General features: G+C 59.4%; 17 protein-coding genes. 11 read left to right on the top strand and 6 right to left on the bottom strand.

Annotated elements, in window-relative coordinates; all coding sequences use genetic code 11:
* The first annotated feature begins 104 nt into the window (after positions 1–104).
* Positions 105–734 (top strand): TetR/AcrR family transcriptional regulator, encoded by a 630-nt coding sequence (locus PH547_RS15625; protein ID WP_104826241.1) that lies wholly within the window; start codon positions 105–107, stop codon positions 732–734.
* Positions 735–784: 50 nt separating this feature from the next.
* Here the strand turns inward: PH547_RS15625 and PH547_RS15620 are convergent, their stop codons facing one another.
* Positions 785–1,204, bottom strand: a complete 420-nt coding sequence (locus tag PH547_RS15620) for an RrF2 family transcriptional regulator (RefSeq protein WP_260304783.1) — start codon at positions 1,202–1,204, stop codon at positions 785–787.
* A gap of 278 nt (positions 1,205–1,482) precedes the next feature.
* On the opposite strand from PH547_RS15620, the gene hmpA reads away from it, so the two are divergent.
* A complete protein-coding gene (gene hmpA, locus PH547_RS15615) occupies positions 1,483–2,694 on the top strand; it encodes an NO-inducible flavohemoprotein (protein ID WP_260304784.1) in 1,212 nt (403 codons plus the stop codon).
* Between the two features lie 68 nt (positions 2,695–2,762).
* Here hmpA and PH547_RS15610 read toward each other — a convergent pair whose 3' ends face one another.
* The 3 genes from PH547_RS15610 to PH547_RS15600 all read right to left on the bottom strand — a co-directional run bounded on the left by PH547_RS15610 (position 2,763) and on the right by PH547_RS15600 (position 7,772).
* The gene (locus PH547_RS15610; protein ID WP_260304785.1) at positions 2,763–4,757 is read right to left on the bottom strand and encodes a glycosyltransferase; all 1,995 of its coding nucleotides are present in this window, start codon (positions 4,755–4,757) and stop codon (positions 2,763–2,765) included.
* The gene (locus PH547_RS15605) at positions 4,739–5,971 is read right to left on the bottom strand and encodes an HlyD family secretion protein (protein WP_260304786.1); all 1,233 of its coding nucleotides are present in this window, start codon (positions 5,969–5,971) and stop codon (positions 4,739–4,741) included. Before PH547_RS15605 ends, PH547_RS15610 begins: the two co-directional genes overlap by 19 nt.
* Positions 5,972–6,215: 244 nt before the next feature.
* Positions 6,216–7,772 (bottom strand): putative bifunctional diguanylate cyclase/phosphodiesterase, encoded by a 1,557-nt coding sequence (locus tag PH547_RS15600; protein ID WP_260304787.1) that lies wholly within the window; start codon positions 7,770–7,772, stop codon positions 6,216–6,218.
* Positions 7,773–8,054: 282 nt separating this feature from the next.
* Here PH547_RS15600 and PH547_RS15595 point away from each other — a divergent pair, with 282 nt between their 5' ends.
* Entirely contained in the window at positions 8,055–8,438 is a 384-nt protein-coding gene (locus tag PH547_RS15595; RefSeq protein ID WP_285168783.1) for a hypothetical protein, read from the top strand.
* Between the two features lie 128 nt (positions 8,439–8,566).
* Here PH547_RS15595 and PH547_RS15590 read toward each other — a convergent pair whose 3' ends face one another.
* Complete coding sequence (locus tag PH547_RS15590; protein ID WP_285168782.1) at positions 8,567–10,432, bottom strand: methyl-accepting chemotaxis protein; 1,866 nt, start codon at positions 10,430–10,432, stop codon at positions 8,567–8,569.
* A gap of 410 nt (positions 10,433–10,842) precedes the next feature.
* Entirely contained in the window at positions 10,843–11,631 is a 789-nt protein-coding gene (locus PH547_RS15585) for an IclR family transcriptional regulator (protein WP_260304790.1), read from the bottom strand.
* A gap of 182 nt (positions 11,632–11,813) precedes the next feature.
* On the opposite strand from PH547_RS15585, the gene PH547_RS15580 reads away from it, so the two are divergent.
* From PH547_RS15580 to PH547_RS15545, 8 genes are read left to right on the top strand one after another with little or no spacing between them, the layout of a single operon-like run.
* Positions 11,814–12,926 carry a substrate-binding domain-containing protein gene (locus tag PH547_RS15580; protein WP_483315546.1) on the top strand — a complete coding sequence of 371 codons (1,113 nt, stop codon included), beginning with the start codon at positions 11,814–11,816 and terminating at the stop codon, positions 12,924–12,926.
* Positions 12,927–12,947: 21 nt separating this feature from the next.
* Positions 12,948–14,456, top strand: a complete 1,509-nt coding sequence (locus PH547_RS15575) for a sugar ABC transporter ATP-binding protein (RefSeq protein ID WP_104826250.1) — start codon at positions 12,948–12,950, stop codon at positions 14,454–14,456.
* Complete coding sequence (locus PH547_RS15570; RefSeq protein ID WP_104826251.1) at positions 14,453–15,418, top strand: ABC transporter permease; 966 nt, start codon at positions 14,453–14,455, stop codon at positions 15,416–15,418. The genes PH547_RS15575 and PH547_RS15570 overlap by 4 nt, the downstream gene beginning before the upstream one ends.
* Positions 15,415–16,356, top strand: coding sequence for an ABC transporter permease (locus tag PH547_RS15565; RefSeq protein WP_260304794.1), 942 nt, complete (start codon positions 15,415–15,417; stop codon positions 16,354–16,356). Before PH547_RS15570 ends, PH547_RS15565 begins: the two co-directional genes overlap by 4 nt.
* A complete protein-coding gene (locus PH547_RS15560; RefSeq protein WP_260304795.1) occupies positions 16,353–17,309 on the top strand; it encodes an amidohydrolase family protein in 957 nt (318 codons plus the stop codon). Before PH547_RS15565 ends, PH547_RS15560 begins: the two co-directional genes overlap by 4 nt.
* Positions 17,302–18,612, top strand: a complete 1,311-nt coding sequence (locus PH547_RS15555; RefSeq protein WP_260304796.1) for an alanine racemase — start codon at positions 17,302–17,304, stop codon at positions 18,610–18,612. Before PH547_RS15560 ends, PH547_RS15555 begins: the two co-directional genes overlap by 8 nt.
* 36 nt (positions 18,613–18,648) lie before the next feature.
* Complete coding sequence (locus PH547_RS15550) at positions 18,649–18,993, top strand: RidA family protein (protein ID WP_104826255.1); 345 nt, start codon at positions 18,649–18,651, stop codon at positions 18,991–18,993.
* A gap of 31 nt (positions 18,994–19,024) precedes the next feature.
* Complete coding sequence (locus tag PH547_RS15545) at positions 19,025–20,038, top strand: succinylglutamate desuccinylase/aspartoacylase family protein (protein WP_260304797.1); 1,014 nt, start codon at positions 19,025–19,027, stop codon at positions 20,036–20,038.
* The last annotated feature ends 5 nt before the right edge of the window (positions 20,039–20,043 follow it).

The raw sequence follows: 20,043 nt of genomic DNA, 5'->3' as shown, positions 1-20,043 counted from the left end.
TGATGTTTCCGCCAAATAATATTGACTGACTGATTAGTCAATGAAATAAATGATGACTGTGAAGCTGATTGTGTCGGAATATCCCGAGACAAGGAGGACGTGAGATGTCGGTAGCAAAACAAGCGGGGCTGCGGGCGCAGCGCAAAGCGCAACGGCCCGGGGAAATCCTCGATGCGGCCTTCGAGGAATTCGTCGAACGCGGCTATGTGGCGACACGCGTCGAGGACATCGCCAGTCGCGTTGGCGTGACGAAGGGGACGATTTATTTCTATTTCGAGACGAAGGAACGGCTGTTCGAGGAGGTGATCCGCCGCATCTCCGTTTCATTCGTCGATGTCAGCGCCAAAGCAAAGACGCTGAGCGGGCCTTACTCGCAAAGGATCAGGACCTTCCTCCGGCTGGTTTATGATCGCCTCGTGACGGACCGGAATACGAGGGAACTCATGCGCTTTGTCATCGCGGAAGGGTCACGGTTTCCGCAGGTCGTGGATCGCCATCATGAGGAATTCATCGTCCCGCTTATGGACGCGACGCAGAAGCTCTTTGAAGAGGGGGTTGCTGCCGGTGAACTGCGAGATGCGCCGGCGATCAAGATTCCGGATACGGTGATAGGAGCCGCCGTGATGTTATGCGTCTCGCAGATGATCTTCGCAGATCGCAAACCGCAGGACGTCGAGGCGTTTTTCGAAGCGCATGTCGATCTCATTCTTCGCGGATTGATAACGAAGAACTGAGTTGGCGGGCCATCCATGGCATCGCCGCCGATGCTTGCGGAAGCTTGTTTTCAAGACGCTTTCAGCAGATGCGTGAAATCGCCCTTGCGTGCAAGGACATCAGCCAGGGAATAGCGATCGAGGGTTGTCAGAAAAGATTGCAATGCCTCGTCCAACACGCTGGTCAGACCGCAGGCGGGCGCGATGATGCACGAGCCGCAGCCGACCAGATCAAAGTCGTCTTCCGTGTGGCGGACCAGTGCGCCGACATTGATTTCGGCGGGCGGCTTCGCCAGACGTATGCCGCCATGACGTCCGCGCACGCTCTCAAGATAGCCGGCATTCACCAGATCGTTGACGACTTTCATCAGGTGGTTCTGCGAGATGGCATAGGCCCGGGCGATATCGGCGATCGAGGATAACCTCTCCGGTTCCCTGCCAAGATAAAGCATCACGCGCATGGCGTAGTCAGTGTAGCGCGTCATTCGCATCTGCATATCTCCAAATGATGTATTCTTGTTGCATGTTTTCCTGCCAAGGTATAGATGCATTCTGGATGCATGATTGGAGTTGGGCAATGGCGGGGTTAACGCTTGATGGCTGGGGGCAAAGTCACCTCATTGACGCGTTTTACGCCCGTGTCCCCGGTCGACACGAGGTTTGGCCCGATCTTCAAGGAAATGTCGCCGATCGATGCTCAGCCGCCGATGGCGGCCGATCGCACGTCTTCAGCTTCCCCCGAAATTATTCGATTCATTAGGAGATATCGATGAAACAACCCCTCAGCACGCAGACCATTGCGCTGGTCAAGGCCACCGTTCCCGCGCTCGAAGCCCACGGTCTCGAGATCGTGCGGGAGATGTACGCACGCATGTTCCAGAACCCGGAAATTCGGGATCTGTTCAACCAGTCGCATCACGGTGATGCCGGGTCGCAGCCGCGCGCCCTGACCGGAGCAATCCTCGCCTATGCCAGCAATATCGACAATCTGGGCGCGCTTGCGCCTGCCGTCGAGAGGATCGCGCAGAAGCATGTCGGGCTTCAAATTCTTCCCCAACATTACCCCTATGTCGCGGACGCCCTGCTCGGCGCCATCAAGGCCGTCCTGGGCGATGCCGCGACCGATGATATCCTCGCCGCATGGGGAGAAGCCTACTGGTTCCTTGCTCATATTCTGATTGCGCGTGAGGAGCGCATCTACACTGAACAGAAGGAAATTGCCGGCGGCTGGAACGGTTGGCGGGATTTCCGTGTCGAGAAGGTGATCCGCGAAAGCAGCGTCATCAAGTCGTTCATCTTGCGGCCGGTCGACGGCGGCAGCGTCATGAACCACAAGCCCGGGCAATACCTCACCTTTTGGTTTGATATCCCCGGCCATCCTCCGGTCAAACGTAATTATTCGATTTCGGCGGCACCGAATGGCGAAACCTATCGCATCTCGGTGAAGCGGGAGCCTCTTGGTCTCGCGTCGGGATGGCTCCATGACGAGGCCGTGGCGGGAACGATCCTTAGGGTTGCCGCGCCCGCGGGCGAATTCTTCCTCGCCGATCATCCCGAACGCCCGGTGGTGCTGCTTTCGGGCGGCGTGGGTCTTACGCCGATGGTGGCAATGCTGGAGGCATTGGTCGCCCGCGGCAACCAGGTGCCGGTCCACTATATCCACGGCACGCATGATCGCGAGACGCATGCGATGCGCGACCATGTCCGCACGCTTGCGGCTGCGGACAAGGCGGTACGCGTTACCGATTTCCATCAGACGCCGCTTGCCGATGAAACCGAGGACCGGGATTATGATGTGGCAGGCATTATTACCGACGACTGGCTGATCTCGAATACGCCCGTCGCCGAGGCGGACTATTATATCTGCGGGCCTCGCCTTTTCTTGCGCGCAGCGGTTACGGCGCTATCGCTTGCAGGTGTGCCGTCGAGCCGCATTCACTATGAGTTCTTCGGTCCGGCCGACGAGCTGCTCGCGGCTTGAGGGAATTGTTCAGGTAGAAGCCGTTCTGCGAAGGGAGCCGGTGGCTCCCTTCGCGTTCGAATTTTTGGCTACAACGTGCGCGTTCGCCCGAAGGAACGAAGCAGAAGATTGACGGAGACGGCGACCTTGTCGATGTCGCGGATGTCCTGTGAATATTGACCGGTGTAGAGCTTCACGATCATTTTGTCGCGATCGGATTCGCTGAGTTCGAAATGCAGATGAAGATAGTAAGCTTGCCGATCGCCGCCGCGGGCTATGCTTCTTCGCCGCTGAGTGACCTGTTTGAGTTCCGATCTGAATGGCGTAAAGCCATCAAACTTCAGCATGACGGATCGAGACTGAAACTGGGTTTCAACCGGCACTGCGACGACTGCCTTGTCCAGTGCGAGGCTGACGACCTGGCCAGGAATACCGTCGACCGTAGCAGTCTCTTCAAGTTTGAACGCGTGAAACAATCGCCGGGGTTTTTCAAAGCAGATGAGGGAGGCGATGATCATAACGATAATATTGATACCTGCCCACAAGGCTGCGATCGGCGAAAACAGTCCTTGAACATTGGTCGTCTCCGGCACAATGTTGATCAGCAGGCCGGCGGCGGTGATCGCGACCAGGCTGGCGATACAGATAAAAGTGTATCTATCGAACTGGTTTTCCTCATTGCCGCTTCCCTTCGGCGTCACCCTGAACGGCTTGCCGAACGGGCGGATCACGCTGGAAACGACAGTCGGCAGCATTCGGAACGTTGCAAATGTACCGACCGCACTTGAAATTATAGGCAGGTAGCGCGTCGGCGTTATCCATAGCATGAGCAGGAAATAGGCCGTCAGCAGCGGTATCTGATAGGAAACGTAGTCGGCAATATCGGTGAAATAAAGCGGCAGCAGCCCGAACCAGAGATAGACGATCGGGACGATCAATATCATGAAGCGAACCAGATATTGCACCAGCCACGACGCCGGCAGGAACATGATCCGTTGAAAGAGCGACAATCCCGGGCCGCGCAGCGGACCGTTATGCAGATACAGCGTCTGAATGCCGCCCTGGCACCACCGCTCGCGCTGTACGAAATAGCCGGTTAGATTCTCGGCCGCCAGACCCATCGACAGCCGCTCGTTCAAGTAGCGTGTCTTGTAGCCCACGTTGAGCATAGACAGCGTGGTCAGCAAATCCTCCGTGATGGACTCCGTTGGAAAGCCACCAATTGCGTCAATCGCTTTGCGGCGGGCGATTGAACACGAGCCGCAGCAAAAACTGACATCCCACACGTCTCTGCTAGGAGCGATCTCGTCGAAAAACAGGCGCTGCTCATCCGGCCAGATATTCTCCAGCCCGAGGTTCGACTGCACCGGATCGGCATTGAAAAAATGTTGCGGCGTTTGAACGATGCCGATGCTTTCATCGGAAAAGAAAGGCAGCGTTCGACGCAGAAAATGCCGGTAAGGCACAAAATCCGCGTCGAAAACCGCGACGAAATCGCCCGAACTGACCTTCAGCCCGTTGTTCATATTGCCCGCTTTGGCGTGCGAATTATCGCCACGCGTGACATGAATTGCGTTCTTTTCTTCGCAAAACCTCTTGAGCCAGTCTCGGCGCTGGTCGTCGAGCACGTATACCCTGAGCTTGTCGGCCGGGTAATCGAGCGACAACGCACCGACGATGGTTCTTTCGAGCACGTCGAGCGGTTCGTTATAGGTGGGAATGAAGACGTCCACCGTCGGCAGCTCTCGCTGGTCACGGGCAAAGAAGACACGCGCCAGCTTGTCTGCTTCGGCACTCCGATCGACATAACGGCTCATCAGCACGAGAAAAAGTACAACCTCGGTAAAGGCCAACATCTCCACGAGGAAGACAAACCATACCCAATAGAAATTGAGGCCGTCATAGGGGTAGGGAAGAACGGTTTCCGTCAGCCGCCAAAGGATGTAGCGCAATGCGATGGCTGCAACGAGCGCGCAGGTAACTGCCCGCGTCCAGGTATGGTGACGCGACCAATTGAATGGCCCTAAGAGAAAGAGGGCCAGAACCAGAAAGGTCGGAGCCAGCGCTAGAAGATACTGAACCACAGGTTTTTAACCCAATTCGTCAAGCCAATCCCGTGTTTGGGAAACCGTACCTGCACCGTTCGCCCGACCTGACAGAAATTCGCGAAGTCGTCGTTCATAAAGGACGGCTCGAGGCGAACCCGAATGCGGGCATTACGCTGTGACGATGCTGGCAGACTGGCCGCAAAGGAATCGCTCTCGACAGCCGCCGAACTGCCTTTTACGGAAACGACCGTGCCATCGAAGACATCGGTGCGGCCGAACAGTCGCACCTGCGCGGTAAGTCCAGGATAAATCTCGTCATAGTCGACCTCGGGAACAAGGATATCGACAAATAGCTCTCGGCAGTCGAGTAGGCGCATCAATTCGTTGTTGAGCACGACATTGGAGCCGTTGACGATGGTCCTGCTCCAAATCACACCATCGAATGGTGCTGTTGCGGTTGCGGATTCAAGGTTGCCCACGCGGTTGCGTTCTTCGATCAACTGCTTTTCGACTTCGGCGGCGCGTGTCTCGTTTTCCGCTATGCGTGAGTCCAAGTCACCGATGCGAACAATAACGTCGTCCTGGCGTTGTCGCGAATAGGGCACATCATTCTGCCCGTCGCCGAACACGAAGATGCCCTGGCGAATGGCATCGAGCCTCTGCTCCAACTGATCGACGGTCAAATTGCTGATTTCGACCTCACCGCCGGTCGCAGCTCCGGCGGCACGCGCGGCATCGACCATCCTCTGCGTGAGAATACCTTTTGACTCCAGGTCCATCCGGCGGCTTAGGTCGACCTGCGCGGCAAGATCCTGGGCCTGGGAGACCTCGACTTTCTTTCTCAGGATCTCCACTTCCCGTTCCAGATTGGAAATTGTGGCCTGCTTGAAAATTTCCAACCGTTTGGATAGCTGCTCGCGAAGTCCGGAAAGCTCGTCCCGCTCCTTCTTCAGCGCCACTACACGGTCGCGCGCCGTGTTGCGGTCTGCTTCCAGCGAAGCAAGGATTGCACGATTGACGCGTGGGTTTTTGATATCTGCAAGTGTCTGACCCTCTTTGACAGGGGTACCAACCTTCGCAGGCTCTCCTTCAATCACACCGTCAATAGGGGAATTGACGACAGCGAAGCGGGCATTGACCGTGCCGTCACGGCTCGTAAAGCCGGTGATTGCCGGTAGCGAGACGATAACAGCGATCGCCAGCAGCAGCAGTCCGACACTGATACGTGTAATGCGATGATTTAAGATCATGTTGCCAAACGAAGAAACCGCGTTGAGAGCCCTGCGCGTCGCCGAATCATTTTCGACAACAATTACAACTAAATCTTGCGTAATTTAGCGTAACGAAAATTAGCAGGCAAGTGACGGTCGCAAAATATGGATAACGAAAAGCGGGTGCGGCGCGCGTGCATCAGTTGAACGTTGACGCGTCCTTTATTGCAAGGAAGCCGGCTACGATCGGACATTTTGATGGAAGATGTGGTACAGGAGCAGCCTAAGCCGTTTTGAGGATCTCCGCGCGATCCCTCAGATATGTCATCGTGTCGGAAAATGGCATGGCTTTGCCGAAGAGGTAGCCCTGTCCGATATCGCATCCTGCGCGTAGGAAATATGCCAATTGGGTATTGTCCTCGATGCCTTCGACGGTCGTCTTCACATCCAGGCCTTGGCTCATCATGAGCAGCGCTTGAACAATTTTCTCATGGCGGTCGTCGTGCTCGCGGGCGGATCTGACGAAGCTTTTGTCAATTTTGATCTTGTCGAACTGGTATCGTGCGAGCTGCGCCAAGCTGGAATAGCCGGTGCCGAAATCGTCCAGTGCGATTTGTATGCCCGCGTTGTGAAGATCCCCAATAATTGCGGCAGCGAGATCCGGATCGCGGATCAACGCATTCTCGGTGATCTCGACTTCCAGCCGGGACGACGGCAAGCCTGCGTCATCAAGAATTTCCAGAATTCGAGACACAAGAAGCCGGTCATCCATTTGAACAGCCGAGACGTTGAACGAAAGCGATACGTCCTCCGGCCATGATCTGGCGTTCTCGCACGCTGTCTTGAGGAGCTGCAGAAAAAGCGGCGTCATCAAGCCGGTTTCTTCCGCTATGGGAATGAACAATTGCGGCGAAACGCCCGTGCCGTCGTCGAGCGTCCACCGGGCAAGCGCCTCGAAACCGCACACCTTTCCAGACCGCAGATCGATGAGCGGCTGATAAAATGGCTCGATGCGACCTTCTGTGATCGCCGTTCGAAGTTCGCCCTCAAGCTTTGCACGTGCGGTGACTTTAAGCCGCATTTCCTCGGAGAATCGCAGCGCGATGTTGGCGCCCGCGCTCTTGGCTTCGTAGAGTGCGATATCAGAACGATGGCAAACATCCTGCAGTTCATGGCCATGCTCCGGCCAGCGAGCGTAACCAACGCTCGCTCCGACCTGGCAGGATATCGGCCCGATGTGGATGGGCCGGCTGAGCGCATGGATCAGCAGATTTGCGAACTTTTCGTCTTTCTCTGGGACCAGTCCCCTGGCTATGACGATGAATTCATCGCCTCCGAGACGAAAAACGCATGATTCCTCGGCAAATGCCGATAGTCTTTTTGCGACTTCCTGCAGAAGCCTGTCGCCTCCCTGATGGCCGACCAGATCATTGACCTTCTTGAAGCTGTCCAGGTCAACGGAAAAAATCGTCGCCGTCGGCACCAAATTGTCGTCATCTTCGGTCGCGGGCTTCACGATCTCGAATTTCTCGAAAGCATATCTGTTCGGAAGGCGCGTGAGGTGATCGTGGGTGGCAATCCAGTGTGCCCGCTTTCCCTGTTCTTCCTGACGCAGCATCTCTTTGCGCAGATCGAGGATTCGCAGAAGCGAATAGATAAAGCTTGCGGCGCCGGGGATGATGAATGTCAGGAACAGAACAGCGATCGTGCCGTCGCCAAGGGGTCTCAACCAACCAAAAAATGTTCCATGCCAAAGCAAGCCAATGATCCACAACAGGGATGAACCAGAGGCGAGGACAGCAAGTTGCTTTCCCGCTTTGCTTTCGAAAAATTCACGCATCCTCTTCCCCGCAAGCTATCCGGCATTATGAAAGATGATGTTACATTAGCGTGCAATCATGAGCGCCGGTGTCGCTGTGATTGTGCTACTCTGTGCCCAGCGGATTAAATTTTTCCAAATCATGTCTAGATTTCTTCGAAACTCGGGTCCGAGGGAGTTTCATCACTATTTGCTACCGCTTGCCTAAATTATTGACGATCGACGCTGTCGCGAATGGGAACAATACCAGTCGGAGGGGATTCAAATCTGAGTAAGTCAAGAACTGCGATGGAGGATGAACCAATGACAATCGTGGAGGAATATCGGGCGTTGAAGCGGCAGCCGCGCAATTCTGCAGAGGGGCTGGAAACATTTCGTGGAAAGAAGCCGGTCGTCGTCATTGTCAGTGATCTGGCACGAGAGGCAGGTCGCGAACAAGAGCGGCTCATTCTTAGGGATCGCCGACGCCTTGAAGAGGCCAATCTGGCGGTGGTGCGCGTGCATGACGGCAAGGTGACGCCTCTATTCGGCGCTGGGAGCGGATTGCGGCCCAAGATAGTTCGTGCGCAACTCGACGCCAATTCGGTGGTCGATTTTTGCGTCGCGCTGGTCAGCAAGGAGGGTGAGGTGCTGTTTCGGTCCGCAAAGCCGACCGACAGCGATTTGCTCTTCGCTTTCCTAGAATAATTTTCTCGGCGTTCCAACCGCTGCGGGTGGCAGGCCGGTAAGCGGCGACCGCCGCGTGGCTGATGGAACTCCTCCCAGGATACACTGGTGTTTGCCATGGCTCTCCGCCCTTCGAGAGCACCTGCCGGCTATGCAGTCATTCTACGCGCTGGCGCCACAGGCTCGTGGCGCTGCTGTAGTTTCGGGGCAAGGGTCGCGGCCGTTTGGCTGGCTGCGCCGATCCGGAAGCGGCCGAGAAGATTGAAGAGAGCTTCAGCTTCGTTCGCAAGGCTATGGCTGGCAGCGTTCGATTCCACGACCATGGACGTATTCTGCTGCGTGCCTTGATCTATGGTGTTGACCGCCTGGTTGATTTCCTTGAGGCCGGTTGCCTGTTCTCGCGACGCGTCGACGATTGCCGCCACGTTGACATTTATGGCCTCCACCTGTTGGCCGATCAGATCGAGCGCCTGGCCGGTTTCCCCCACAAGTGTCACGCCGTTTTTCACCTGCTCGCCGGAGGTGTTGATCAAGGTCTTGATCTCCTTGGCGGCGCCGGCCGAGCGTTGCGCAAGCTCGCGGACTTCCTGAGCAACGACGGCAAAACCCTTGCCGGCTTCTCCGGCGCGCGCAGCTTCGACACCCGCATTCAGTGCCAGAAGGTTCGTCTGGAAAGCAATATCGTCGATGACACCGATAATGTTCGAAATCTCGTTCGAGGATGCCTCGATCTCACCCATCGCAGTGATTGCCCGGCGAACGATATCACCCGATTTTTCCGCATTTTCCCGAGCCGTGACGACCAGCCGGCCGGCCTCGTCGGCGCGGCGGCTGGAATCCGTGACGGTCGTGGTGATCTGCTCGAGGGCTGCCGCGGTCTCCTCGACCGAGGCAGCTTGCTGTTCCGTTCGTTTGGATAGATCGCCGGTTGCCGACCGGACACGATTGGAACCGGTTGCGATCGCCTGTGCGTTCTGGCCGACCTTGCGCAAGGCATCCTCAAGCTGCTCCACCGCAGCGTTGAAGTCTCGGCGCACAAGGTCGAGCGGCGGCGCGAAGGCAACGTCTATCCGGTGTGTGAGATTGCCGCTGGCGAGCTGGCCCAACCCGCTGGCGATCGCATCGACCGCGAGCTTGATATCTGCCGCCTCCCGCGCACGGACATGTTCCTGCTCCGCGCGTCCCTGTTCGGAAAGTGTGCGATTGACCTCTGCCTCAGCCTCGAGCCGCTGATGTTCTTGAGCCTTCGCCTTGAACACGGCAACGGACTTCGCCATCGCGCCGATTTCATCGGAGCGTTCGGAATGGGGCACTTCCTTGGTGTAGTCGCCACCGGCAAGCACACCCATATAGGCCCTCATGCTTTCCAGTGGCACGATGGCCCGGCGCCGCAATAGCAATGTTCCGGCAAGCAGCAACAATATGGATCCGCCAGCAGCGGAGAGCGAGAAGATTGTCCAACGATTTATCTCTTCTCGGGCGCCCTTCTCCTGGCCCGACAGAAACTCGTTCGAGCTGGTCACCAGTTCCTCGACGGCATCCTGATGCAGGTGAAACGTGCCCTTGAGATGAACGAGCAGATCCTTGACCTTTGCCGTATCCTTAGCCGCCAAAGCAGGGAGAATCTCCCGGTCCATTTCCTGCCAGAAGACATCGGATTTGGTCAGCACCGTATTGGCCAGCTGATCCTTCAGATTCTGTGGCAAGCTGGAGGTTTGCCAGTAAGCGCGGCGCTCATTGTAGTCGAGGTGGAGTTTGGCGATTTTGGCCGCATTCGCCTCGGCGACCTCCGGAAAATCACTGGCTTCCAAAGCCAGCATGTAGGATTCCACCACGAAAAGCGGCGGGGGCAGAATATCGGCAACGAGATCTTTTCCGTTGACGACCTGCTCATAGATCGGTCCGTTCACTTTGAGCCGGTTCAAGGCGACCTGCTGCAGCCCTGTCGAGCCGGCAAGCCCTATGGTCATCACGACACCGAAAGCAATAAGGCTTTTTGCAATACTAATGCTCATAATGTTCGCCCTAATAAAAATAAAATTTGTATTCGAGTAACTTGCTTAAATTGTGTTTAATAATGGTTTAATTTTCCGGAAATATTCGTCAAATGGATAGGTTCAGCGTCTTTTGTTGTGTCTTTGACAAAGACTTGAACTGTCGGCTGACCGGTCCAGCGGCTTGTTTTGTGCCCCTCGCTGGATTCATCGGCGGCTTCTCCGATCCGAACGGCGCACGAATCTATATTCACTTCCCTGTCGCACGACACGCACTGCGCATTTGCGCCCATGCGCAGGCCAGCCAGCATCTCCTTGAGAGCTGCTGGCCGATCTCAGGTTCGGATTGTCGCCGTCCCCTGGCCTAAAGTCCGCAGGGCGTTCGCGGAAAGCAAAGCGCGTTTCGGCTTTGTCGCTCAGCCTTGCAAGAACTATGAAGCTCGCTTCGGCCGTGCTGGGGTCTGGTACAGGCCGAGGGCTGCCTTTTTCAAGCAGGCGAGATAGCGGTCCCGGTTCGCAAGGCCATCGTCGCGCGGCGTAACGAGGCAGAGCGTTCCGGCTGTATGACCGTCCTCGCCGTGTACCGGTACGGCAAAACAGTGCGTGAAGCTGTCGACGATGCTGTTGAAGGTGAAGAAGCCTTCGCGCTCGGCCTGACGCACCTCGGCGATGAAGGTCTTGGGGTCGAGCCATTCGCCGCTGGGCAGACGAAAATCCTCCGGCGGAATGAAGTTCAGGATTTCCTGATCCGAAAGATGCGCAATAAGCAGGCGGCCGGAGGCCGTCCACGGGATCGGAACCGACTGGCCGATATCCGTCGAGATGCGGAATGGCCGGGCGCCTTCGCGCATGCGAACGACCGTATATTTGTTACCATCCAACATGCAGAACTGCGCCGTCTCCCGCGTCTCGTCGGCAAGCTGCTCCAGCGCCGTCTCACATTCGCGGGTGAAATCGAAATGGTTCTCATAGGCCGCACCCAGGAAATAGAGCTTGCGGCCGAGGTAGACGCGGCCCTCGCCACCCGTAAATTCAAGAATACCGTTGTGCAGCAGCAGGTTGACGAGCTCGTAGACCGATGAGCGCGGCGCGCCGATCTGCGCGGCGATTTCGTTCGGCTTCAAGGCCTGCCGCTTGTGGCGCAGGAATTCGAGGATCTCGAAGGCGCGGTCGAGCCCTCGGGCGCGTTTGCCGATTGCTTCGTCCTGAACTGCATCCATGTTGCCGAATCCCGATTCTAGTCGTGTCAAATTTTTCAAGTCGTCTCCCGCATCTGTCAATCGCTCCTACCATTCGCCGTGAACGAATTTTTTTCACCCCCCTTGCGAGGGGAAAAAATCGGCATAAGATCGCCGACGTCCGGTATATAGATCATATGTACATTATAGCGGACATCACACAAATGGCAAGCCTTAAGGCTGCCACGCACAAAAAGGGGAACGACATGACGAAACTTGAAGACACAGCCTCAGCCTCGCTGCGCAGCCGCCTTCTCGCGGGCGCTGCCGCCGCTGCGGTCCTCCTCGCCTTTTCGGCCGGCACGGCGTCGGCGGCAGCCAACTGCATCAAGGGCGATCGCAAGGCGCCCTATACGATCGGCTGGGCGAACATCTATTCCGTCCCGACCTGGATGAAGCAGACCGAAGGCACGATCACCGATGAGGTGGCGGCTCTGAAGAAGGACGGGCTCGTCAAGGACCTGAAGATCACCGATGCGCAGGGCAATGCCCAGACGCAGATTCAGCAGATCCAATCGATGATCGACGCGAACCTCGATGCCATCATCGTCGAAGCCGGTTCGTCCACCGCGCTCGACCGCGTCATCTCCGATGCCTGCTCCAAGGGCATTGCCGTCGTCAACTTTGACAGCCTCGTGGACACCAACAATCTCACAGCGAAGATCAACACGGACTCCAACGAATGGGGCCAGAGGGCTGCGCAGTGGATGGTCGATCAACTGCATGGCAAGGGGAAGATCATCATCATGAACGGTCCCGCCGGCGTTTCCGTCAGCGATGACCGCCGCAAGGGTGCGCAGCCGGTGCTCGATGCCAACAAGGGCATCCAAGTCATCACCGAAACCAATACGGAATATAACGTCGCGCCTGCCCAGGAAGCGATGACGAGCCTGCTGTTCGCCAACCAGCAGATCGATGGCGTTCTGTCGCTCGGTGGCGCACTGTCGGCGGGGTCCGTCATGGCTTTCGACCGCCAGGGCCGCGAACAGGTTCCGACGACAGGCGAAAACGCCCGGCAATTCCTGGAACTCTGGAAAGAGAAGGGCCTGAAGGGCTGGGCGACCATGCAGCCAAACTGGCTTGGCTCGCTCTCCGTCTATGCAGCCGTGCAGGCGCTGCAAGGCAAGGACGTCCCGGCCTTCGTCAAGGTGCCGCTGCCCGTTATCGACGACAGCACGATCGGTGGCTATCTCGCAAGGGCCGACAAGTTCCCGGCTGACGGTTATATCTACTCGGACTACGACAAGGCGCTCTTCGACAAGCTGCTTGCCAAGTAATCCGTCTTGAAGGAAGCCGTCATGAAGGAAGAAAGGCCCCTGCTGGAAGCCCGGCAGGTGTTCAAGGGATTTTTCGGCAATCCCGTTTTGAAGGGCGTCGACATCGCCCTTCTTCCGGGCAGGGTTCACGCCCTGCTCGGTGAGAACGGCGCCGGCAAGTCCACGCTGATCAATCTGCTGTCCGGTGCCCTCCAGCCCGACGGCGGTTCCATCGCCGTCGACAGCAGGCCCGTTGGGCGCTTTAGCCCGGCGGCCGCGCGTGCGGCGGGCATCGCCGTGGTTCAGCAGGAGCTGAGCCTCACGGCGAATCTCTCGATTGCCGAAAATATCGGGCTCGGCGCGTTTCCGCGCCGGTTCGGTCTCATCGACTATGAAGCTCTTCATCGCGGTGTGCGGGAAGTTTGCGACATGGTGGGGCTTACCGAGCCGATCGACATGCCGGTCGCCGATCTTGCGCTTGGTCGCCGTCAGATGGTGGAGATCGCCAAGGCGCTGTTCCGCAAGCCGCGCGTGCTCATTCTGGATGAGCCTACCTCCTCGCTCTCGGCCCATGAAGCCGGCATTCTTGCCAGCCTGATCGAGACGCTGAGGGATCGCGGCATAGCACTTCTTTATATTTCTCATCGCCTCCATGAGGTGCAGGCGCTTTGCTCGCATGTCACGGTGTTGAAGGACGGCGGGGTCACGGCGGACCAGTCGCTATCCGGCATCGACGGCGAGGGGCTGGTGCGTCTCATGGTCGGCCGCGAGACCGGCGACCTCTTCCCGCCGCGCCGAGCCGCGACGCCCGGCCCGACGCGCATCAGCGTCGAAGATTTTTCCGCCGGCATGGTGCGCAACATCGGCTTCTCCGCCCGTGCCGGCGAGATCGTCGGCATCGGCGGGCTCGTGGGGCAGGGGCAGGAAGACTTGTTGCTCGGCCTTTACGGCGCGATTCCAGCCGCGGCTGCCCGAGCGGAGGTTTCCGGGAAGCCCGGCCTGCCCGCCCATGTCGGCGAGGCGAATGCGGCTGGTATCGTCTATGTCCCGGCCGACCGCAAACATGAGGGGCTGGTATTGCCTCATTCCATTGCATCAAACCTCATCCTGCCTTCGCTCGGACGGCTCGCCAGCAAAGGGCTGCGCGACCTGCAGGCAGAAAGCGGTCTTGTCGCCGATCTTGCGCGCCGCCTGACGATCAAGGGCGACACGGCCCGCCCAGTGCAGGCACTTTCCGGCGGTAACCAGCAGAAGGTGGCGCTCGCCAAATGGCTGCCGCTCGATCCGTCCGTTCTGCTCCTCAACGATCCCACGCGCGGCGTCGACATCGAAACCAAGCGGGAAATCTACCTCATGCTCCGTGCTTTCGCCGCCGAGGGGCGGCTCGTCATCCTGGCCAGTTCCGACACGCCGGAACTGGTGCATCTTTGCGACCGCGTCGTGGTGCTGCGCGAGGGGCGCATCGCGGCGACGCTATCAGGCGCTGCGATCAGCGAAGGGGCGATCGTCGGCGCGGCCATGGGCGTCACGACACAGGAGGCAGCAGCATGAGCACCGTTTCCTCTTCCGCCTGGCTTTATGGCGCGATCCAGCTCCGCCGCAATCGCGGTCTCGGCGGCCTTTATCTGGTCGTTGGCGCTTTTCTTATCCTCTATGTCGTGCTCTTTCCGGGTATCCTTTCCATCAGTGGCTTTTCGAAGTTCACGCAGAACTGGTTCCCGCTCGCGCTCGTCACCATGGCGCAGGCGGTGCTCATGTTGAACGGCGGCATCACGCTGGCGATCGGTCCGCTCGTGAGTCTCGGCGCAGTTATAGCGGCAACGACCATGGAAGGGACATTCGGCGTGCCGGGCGGCATTGTTGCGGTCGCGCTCGCCGGCCTTTCGATCGGCGCTGTCATTGGGGCCATCGTGACGCATCTGCGGCTTCCGGCGATCATCGTCACGCTTGCCGGCTCCTTCATCATAACCGGGGTCGCGCTCATCCTGCTGCCGCGGCCGGGTGGGTTCATTCCCGACTGGCTGTCGGTAACGCTGGCCGGCGATACGCCCGTCGCCTTTCTGCTGCTCGTCGTGACCCTCGTGCTCTGGAAAGCCTTTCTCGCAACGCCGCTCGGCCTCGGCATCTATGCGGCCGGCGACAACCCGATCGGCGCATTCCGTTCCGGTGTCCCGGTCGAGCGGGTGAAGGTTGTCGCCTTTGCGCTCTCCGGTCTTCTGGCGGCGTTGACCGGTCTCTTCGTCGCTGCGCAGACCGGCTCGGGTGATCCGGTGATAGGCACGCCCTTTACACTGAACTCGATTGCTGCCTCCGTGCTTGGCGGCGTCGGCTTTCTTGGCGGCAAGGGCACCATGCGCGGCGCGATCTGCGGCAGCCTGCTGCTTTCGGTCATGATCAACGTCATGTTCTTCCTCGGCTTTCCGCCGGTCGCGCAATATGTCGCGCAGGGCCTGATCATCGTGGGCGCGGTCGCGGTTCCGGAACTTCTCGCACAATGGAAGGTAAGGCGATGAACGTCATCAGGACAGCATTCCGCAACCCGCCGCTCCTGACCTTCCTTCTGGTCTCGCTCGTCTGGATCGTCGCAAGCTTCATGTTGCGCGGGTTCGGTGCCTATGGTCACCTGCGCTATCTGCTGGAGCTCTCAGCGGTGATCGGCATTGTGGCCGCCGGCCAGACGCTCGTCATCCTGATGGGCGGCATCGATCTTTCCGTCGGCGCGGTTATCACCGTGACCGCGATCCTGCTGCCGCTCCTCTCGCCTGCTTGGGATGCGAGCGGCGTCATCGGTATCGCTGCAGCACTTGCCATCGCCGCCGGCATTGGCCTCATGAACGGTGCGGGTGCGGCCTATCTTCGCGTACCGCCAATCATCATGACGCTTGCCATGGCGACCTTCTTGCAAGGCTTGCTCGTCATCGTTGCCGGCGGCAGTGCGGTTACCGTCAGCAATCCGGCGGTCATTCTGCTTGGCCAGGCGCGGCCGCTCGGCATCCCGGCTGGTATCGTCCTTTGGATTGTGGTCTCGGTTGTCGTCCTGCTGCTCATCCACCGCATGCCGATCGGCGCGCGTTTCCTTGCGCTTGGGGCAAACCCGCTGGCTGCCCGGCTCTCCGGTGTCCGCGTCGGTCGCAACACGCTGATTGTCCATACGCTCTCGGGCTTTTTCGCGGGGCTTGCGGGTATTCTCGTGCTGGGCATGAACCGGCAAGGCTATGTCGGCATCGGCGATCCTTATCTGCTGACCTCGATCGCAGCCGTCGTGCTCGGCGGTACGTCCATCCTCGGCGGCCGCGGCACCTATGCAGGTACTATTCCCGGCGCGATCCTGCTCGTGACGACGACGGCACTGATCACCGTCGTCAATGCCTCGCCCGGTTGGCGCTCCATCATGTTCGGCACGCTGATCCTTGCCCTCTTGCTCGTATCCGGTCGTGAGGGGCGCAGATGACCGAGCGCTATGACGGGCCGTTGATCGACCCGCATCATCACCTCTGGGATCTCAAGCTGGAGCGACACCCTTGGCTTAAAAAAGCGCAGGCGACCGGCGGGGAGACGGCTTTCGGGAGTCTCGCACCGATCCTGCGCAACTACGGCATCGAAGATTATCGCGCCGATGCCGCACGCCAGAACGTGGTTGCAACCGTCCATGTGGAGGCCGGCTGGTCCGATGCACATCCGCTGGAAGAGAGCCGCTGGCTGGATAGCCTCAACCGTAGCTCCGGCGTGGCACGCCGTTATGTTGCGCGGGTTCCTCTCGACGCGCCGGGCGCCATGCGCCTGCTCGAGATGGAAGCGGCAAACCCGAACGTCGTCGGCATCCGCGATATCGTTAGCTGGCATCCGGAACCGGCGAAGCGTTTTGCCCGGCGCGCGGATCTCATGGGTGATCCTGCCTGGCGGGCGGGGCTTGCCCACGCTACGCGGCTCGGGCTTATCTTCGACCTGATGCTTTATCCATGGCAGATGAAGGACGCGCTTGCGCTGGTGCGCGCTTTCCCGCAAACGCTTTTCGTGCTCAACCACGGCGGAAGCCCTGTCGACCGCACGGATGATGGCATGGCGCTCTGGCGCGAAGGCCTGCGGGCGTTTGGCAACGAGCCGAATGTGCGCCTGAAGATTTCCGACCTCGTGGCCTACGACAGCGGGTGGACACTCGAAAGCCTGCGACCGGTGATCGAGCATTGCCTCGATTGTTTCGGCCCGACGCGCTCGATGTTCGCGAGCGATTTCCCGGTGGCGGGGTTATACGCCTCCTTCGACGAGGTCTATCGGGCCTTTCGCACCGTCGCCTCGCAATTCTCTCTCGACGAGCAACGCGCCCTGTTCTTCGCCACGGCCAACGACACCTATCGCCTCGGCATAGCCGATCCGGTCGAGCCCCAGGGAGGCTGCGATGTCTGACCTTCATGCCGCATCCGAAACCGTGCTGATCGATGACCGGGTGCGCGGCTTTCCGCCGGGCAACCCACCGCTCCCGCTTGCGGCAATCGGCAAGCAGGGATGGAAACCTTATGACGGCAGGATGGCCCTGCCGCTGATTTCGCTCGATCGGCAGGCTTTCTCCAGCAATGTCGAGCTGATGATGGCCTATGTGAAGAGCCATGGCGCCGAAATCGCGCCGCACGCCAAGACGCCGATGTCGACGGCATTGGCAGATGCACTTATTGCAGCGGGCGCCTGGGGCACGACGGTTGCCGATATCCGCCAGACTGCGGTTCTGCTCAAGGCAGGACAGCGCCGTCTGATCCTTGCCAATGAGATCGGCGGAGCCGCCGCCGCACGTCGGCTTGCCGCGCTGCTTGCCGGTTATCCTGATGCGGAAGTCCATGTTTTCGTGGATTCGACGGCGCTCGTCGATGCTCTGCGGTCGGCGTGGCGCGAACGTGGAGATCTGCCGCCGCTGGGGCTGATGGTGGAGTTCGGCGCCGGTCGGGCCGGTGTGCGCAGCTCCGACGCTGCGGCAGCAATTCTCGATGCGATCGTTGCTGCCGAAACGCCGACCTTCCGGCTGACCGGCATTGCCGCTTATGAAGGCGCCGCCGCGACCAGCGATGCGGAAGAGACGATGCTTCGCATCACGGCGCTGATGGCGATGACGGCCGAGTTCCTGCCGAAGGTGCGTTCTCGCATAGGCACCGAGCGGCCGCTCCTCGTCACGGCCGGCGGTTCGGTCTTTTTCGACATGGTTGTTGTGGGGCTTTCGTCCGCCGTTGCTGCCGATCCCGCTTGCCGTCTCGTGCTGCGCAGCGGTGCCATCTTCTTTCACGATCACGGCATTTACGAGCGCGGTCTTGCTGGTCTCGATGCGCGCGGTGGCTTCCGCATTGGTGCCGAATTAGCTTCCGCCGCGTCCGGCTTTCGTCCGGCGCTGCGGGTCTGGGCCGAGGTCCTGTCCCGGCCGGAGCCAAGGCTGGCGATCTGCGGCTTGGGCATGCGTGACGTGGCCATGGATCAGGGCATGCCGCGGCCGCTGGCGCTCTATCGTAACGGTGCGCGTCTTGCCGATCTCAGGGGCGCCGAAGTTCTCCGCCTCAATGATCAGCACGCTTTCGTGGCACTTGCAGACGGCAGCGACGTTTCCGTTGGCGACGTGGTCGAATGCGGTATTTCGCATCCCTGCACCTGCCTTGACCGCCACGCAATCCTCTATGGCCTCGACCCGGATCATTCGGTGACGGCGGCCTATCTCACCAGCTTCGGCTGAACCTCCCTCCCAAAGCAAGAAAAGGAAAAACCTTCCATGATCCAACGTTACCAGAAGGGTTCGCGTATGAGCCAAGCCGTCAGCTATGGCGGGCTCGTCTATATTGCCGGCCAGGTCGCGGAAAATCGCAAGGCGGGCATCGAGGAGCAGACCCTCGATGTGCTCGGCAAGATCGACACCCTTTTGAAAGAAGCCGGTACGGACCGCTCGCGCCTGCTCGCCGTCAACGTCTTCCTGCCGGCGATCACCGATTTCGAGGCGATGAACGGCGTCTATGATGGCTGGATCGACATCGAAAACCCGCCGGCCCGCGCCTGCGTCGAGGCACGCCTCGCCGATCCGGACCTGCGCGTCGAAATGACTGCGGTCGCCGCCCTCTGACGGCAAGGCAACAGCCCGGACTGGAGACATCATGCATAGCGGCCTCGTCAATCCGATCGACTTTTCGCGCGAGGGCCGGCAGGCCGGTCATCTCGCCATTCCCTATTCGATCGACCGTTCGCCTTATTATCAGATCCGCATTCCAGTTCTTCGCCTGAAGAATGGCGAGGGGCCGTCCCTGCTTCTGATGGCGGGCAACCATGGCGACGAATATGAGGGCGAACTCCAACTCGGGCGGCTGATGCGCCGGTTGGATGTTGCGGAAATCCGCGGCGCCGTCACCATCCTGCCAATGGCGAACCTGCCGGCGGTGATGGCGGCGAGGCGCTGCTCGCCGTTCGATGGCGGCAATCTCAACCGGGCGTTTCCCGGCGATCCGACGGGATCGCCGACGGCGCGCCTCGCCCATTTTCTCGAACATGAACTCTTTCCGCGCCATGACGTCGTGCTCGATCTGCATTCGGGCGGCACGTCCATGGCGCACCTGCCCTGCACGCTGATCGAGCGGCAGGCCGATACGGCCCGCTTCCAGCGGTCGGTCTCGCTGATGCGCGCCATGGGCGCGTCACATGCCTTCATCGCCGACAATGGGCCGACCGCGCCGACATCGATGGGTGCTGCCGGACGGGCGGGGACCGTGGGTCTTTCCGGCGAATTCGGCGGCGGCGGAACCGTGACGCCGGAGACAATGGCTTTCACGGCGGCGGCGATCGACCGGCTGCTTATCGCGCTCGGCATTGTCGAGCGTCCGGTTCTCTCCCGCGCACCGCTCTCCGAGCCGGGACCATCGCTGCTTCTCTCGTTGTCTCGGCACAGCCAGGGCATCTATGCGAACCACAGAGGCTGGTTCGAGCCAGCCGTCGCACTCGGCGCAACCGTTTCTGCCGGCGATCTTGCCGGTTGGTACCATGATCTGGAACGTCTGGATCAGCCGGAGGAAGAGCTGCGCTTTGCGGAGGGCGGCATCGTCATTTCCCATAGGCTGCATTGCGACAGCCAGGCCGGCGACTGCCTGATCCAGGTCGCCGAACCCATCGCCTGCTGACGAGG

Source organism: Rhizobium cerradonense, assembly GCF_030182455.1.
Classification (GTDB): Bacteria; Pseudomonadota; Alphaproteobacteria; order Rhizobiales; family Rhizobiaceae; genus Rhizobium.
This window is presented reverse-complemented; position numbering and strand designations above follow the sequence as displayed.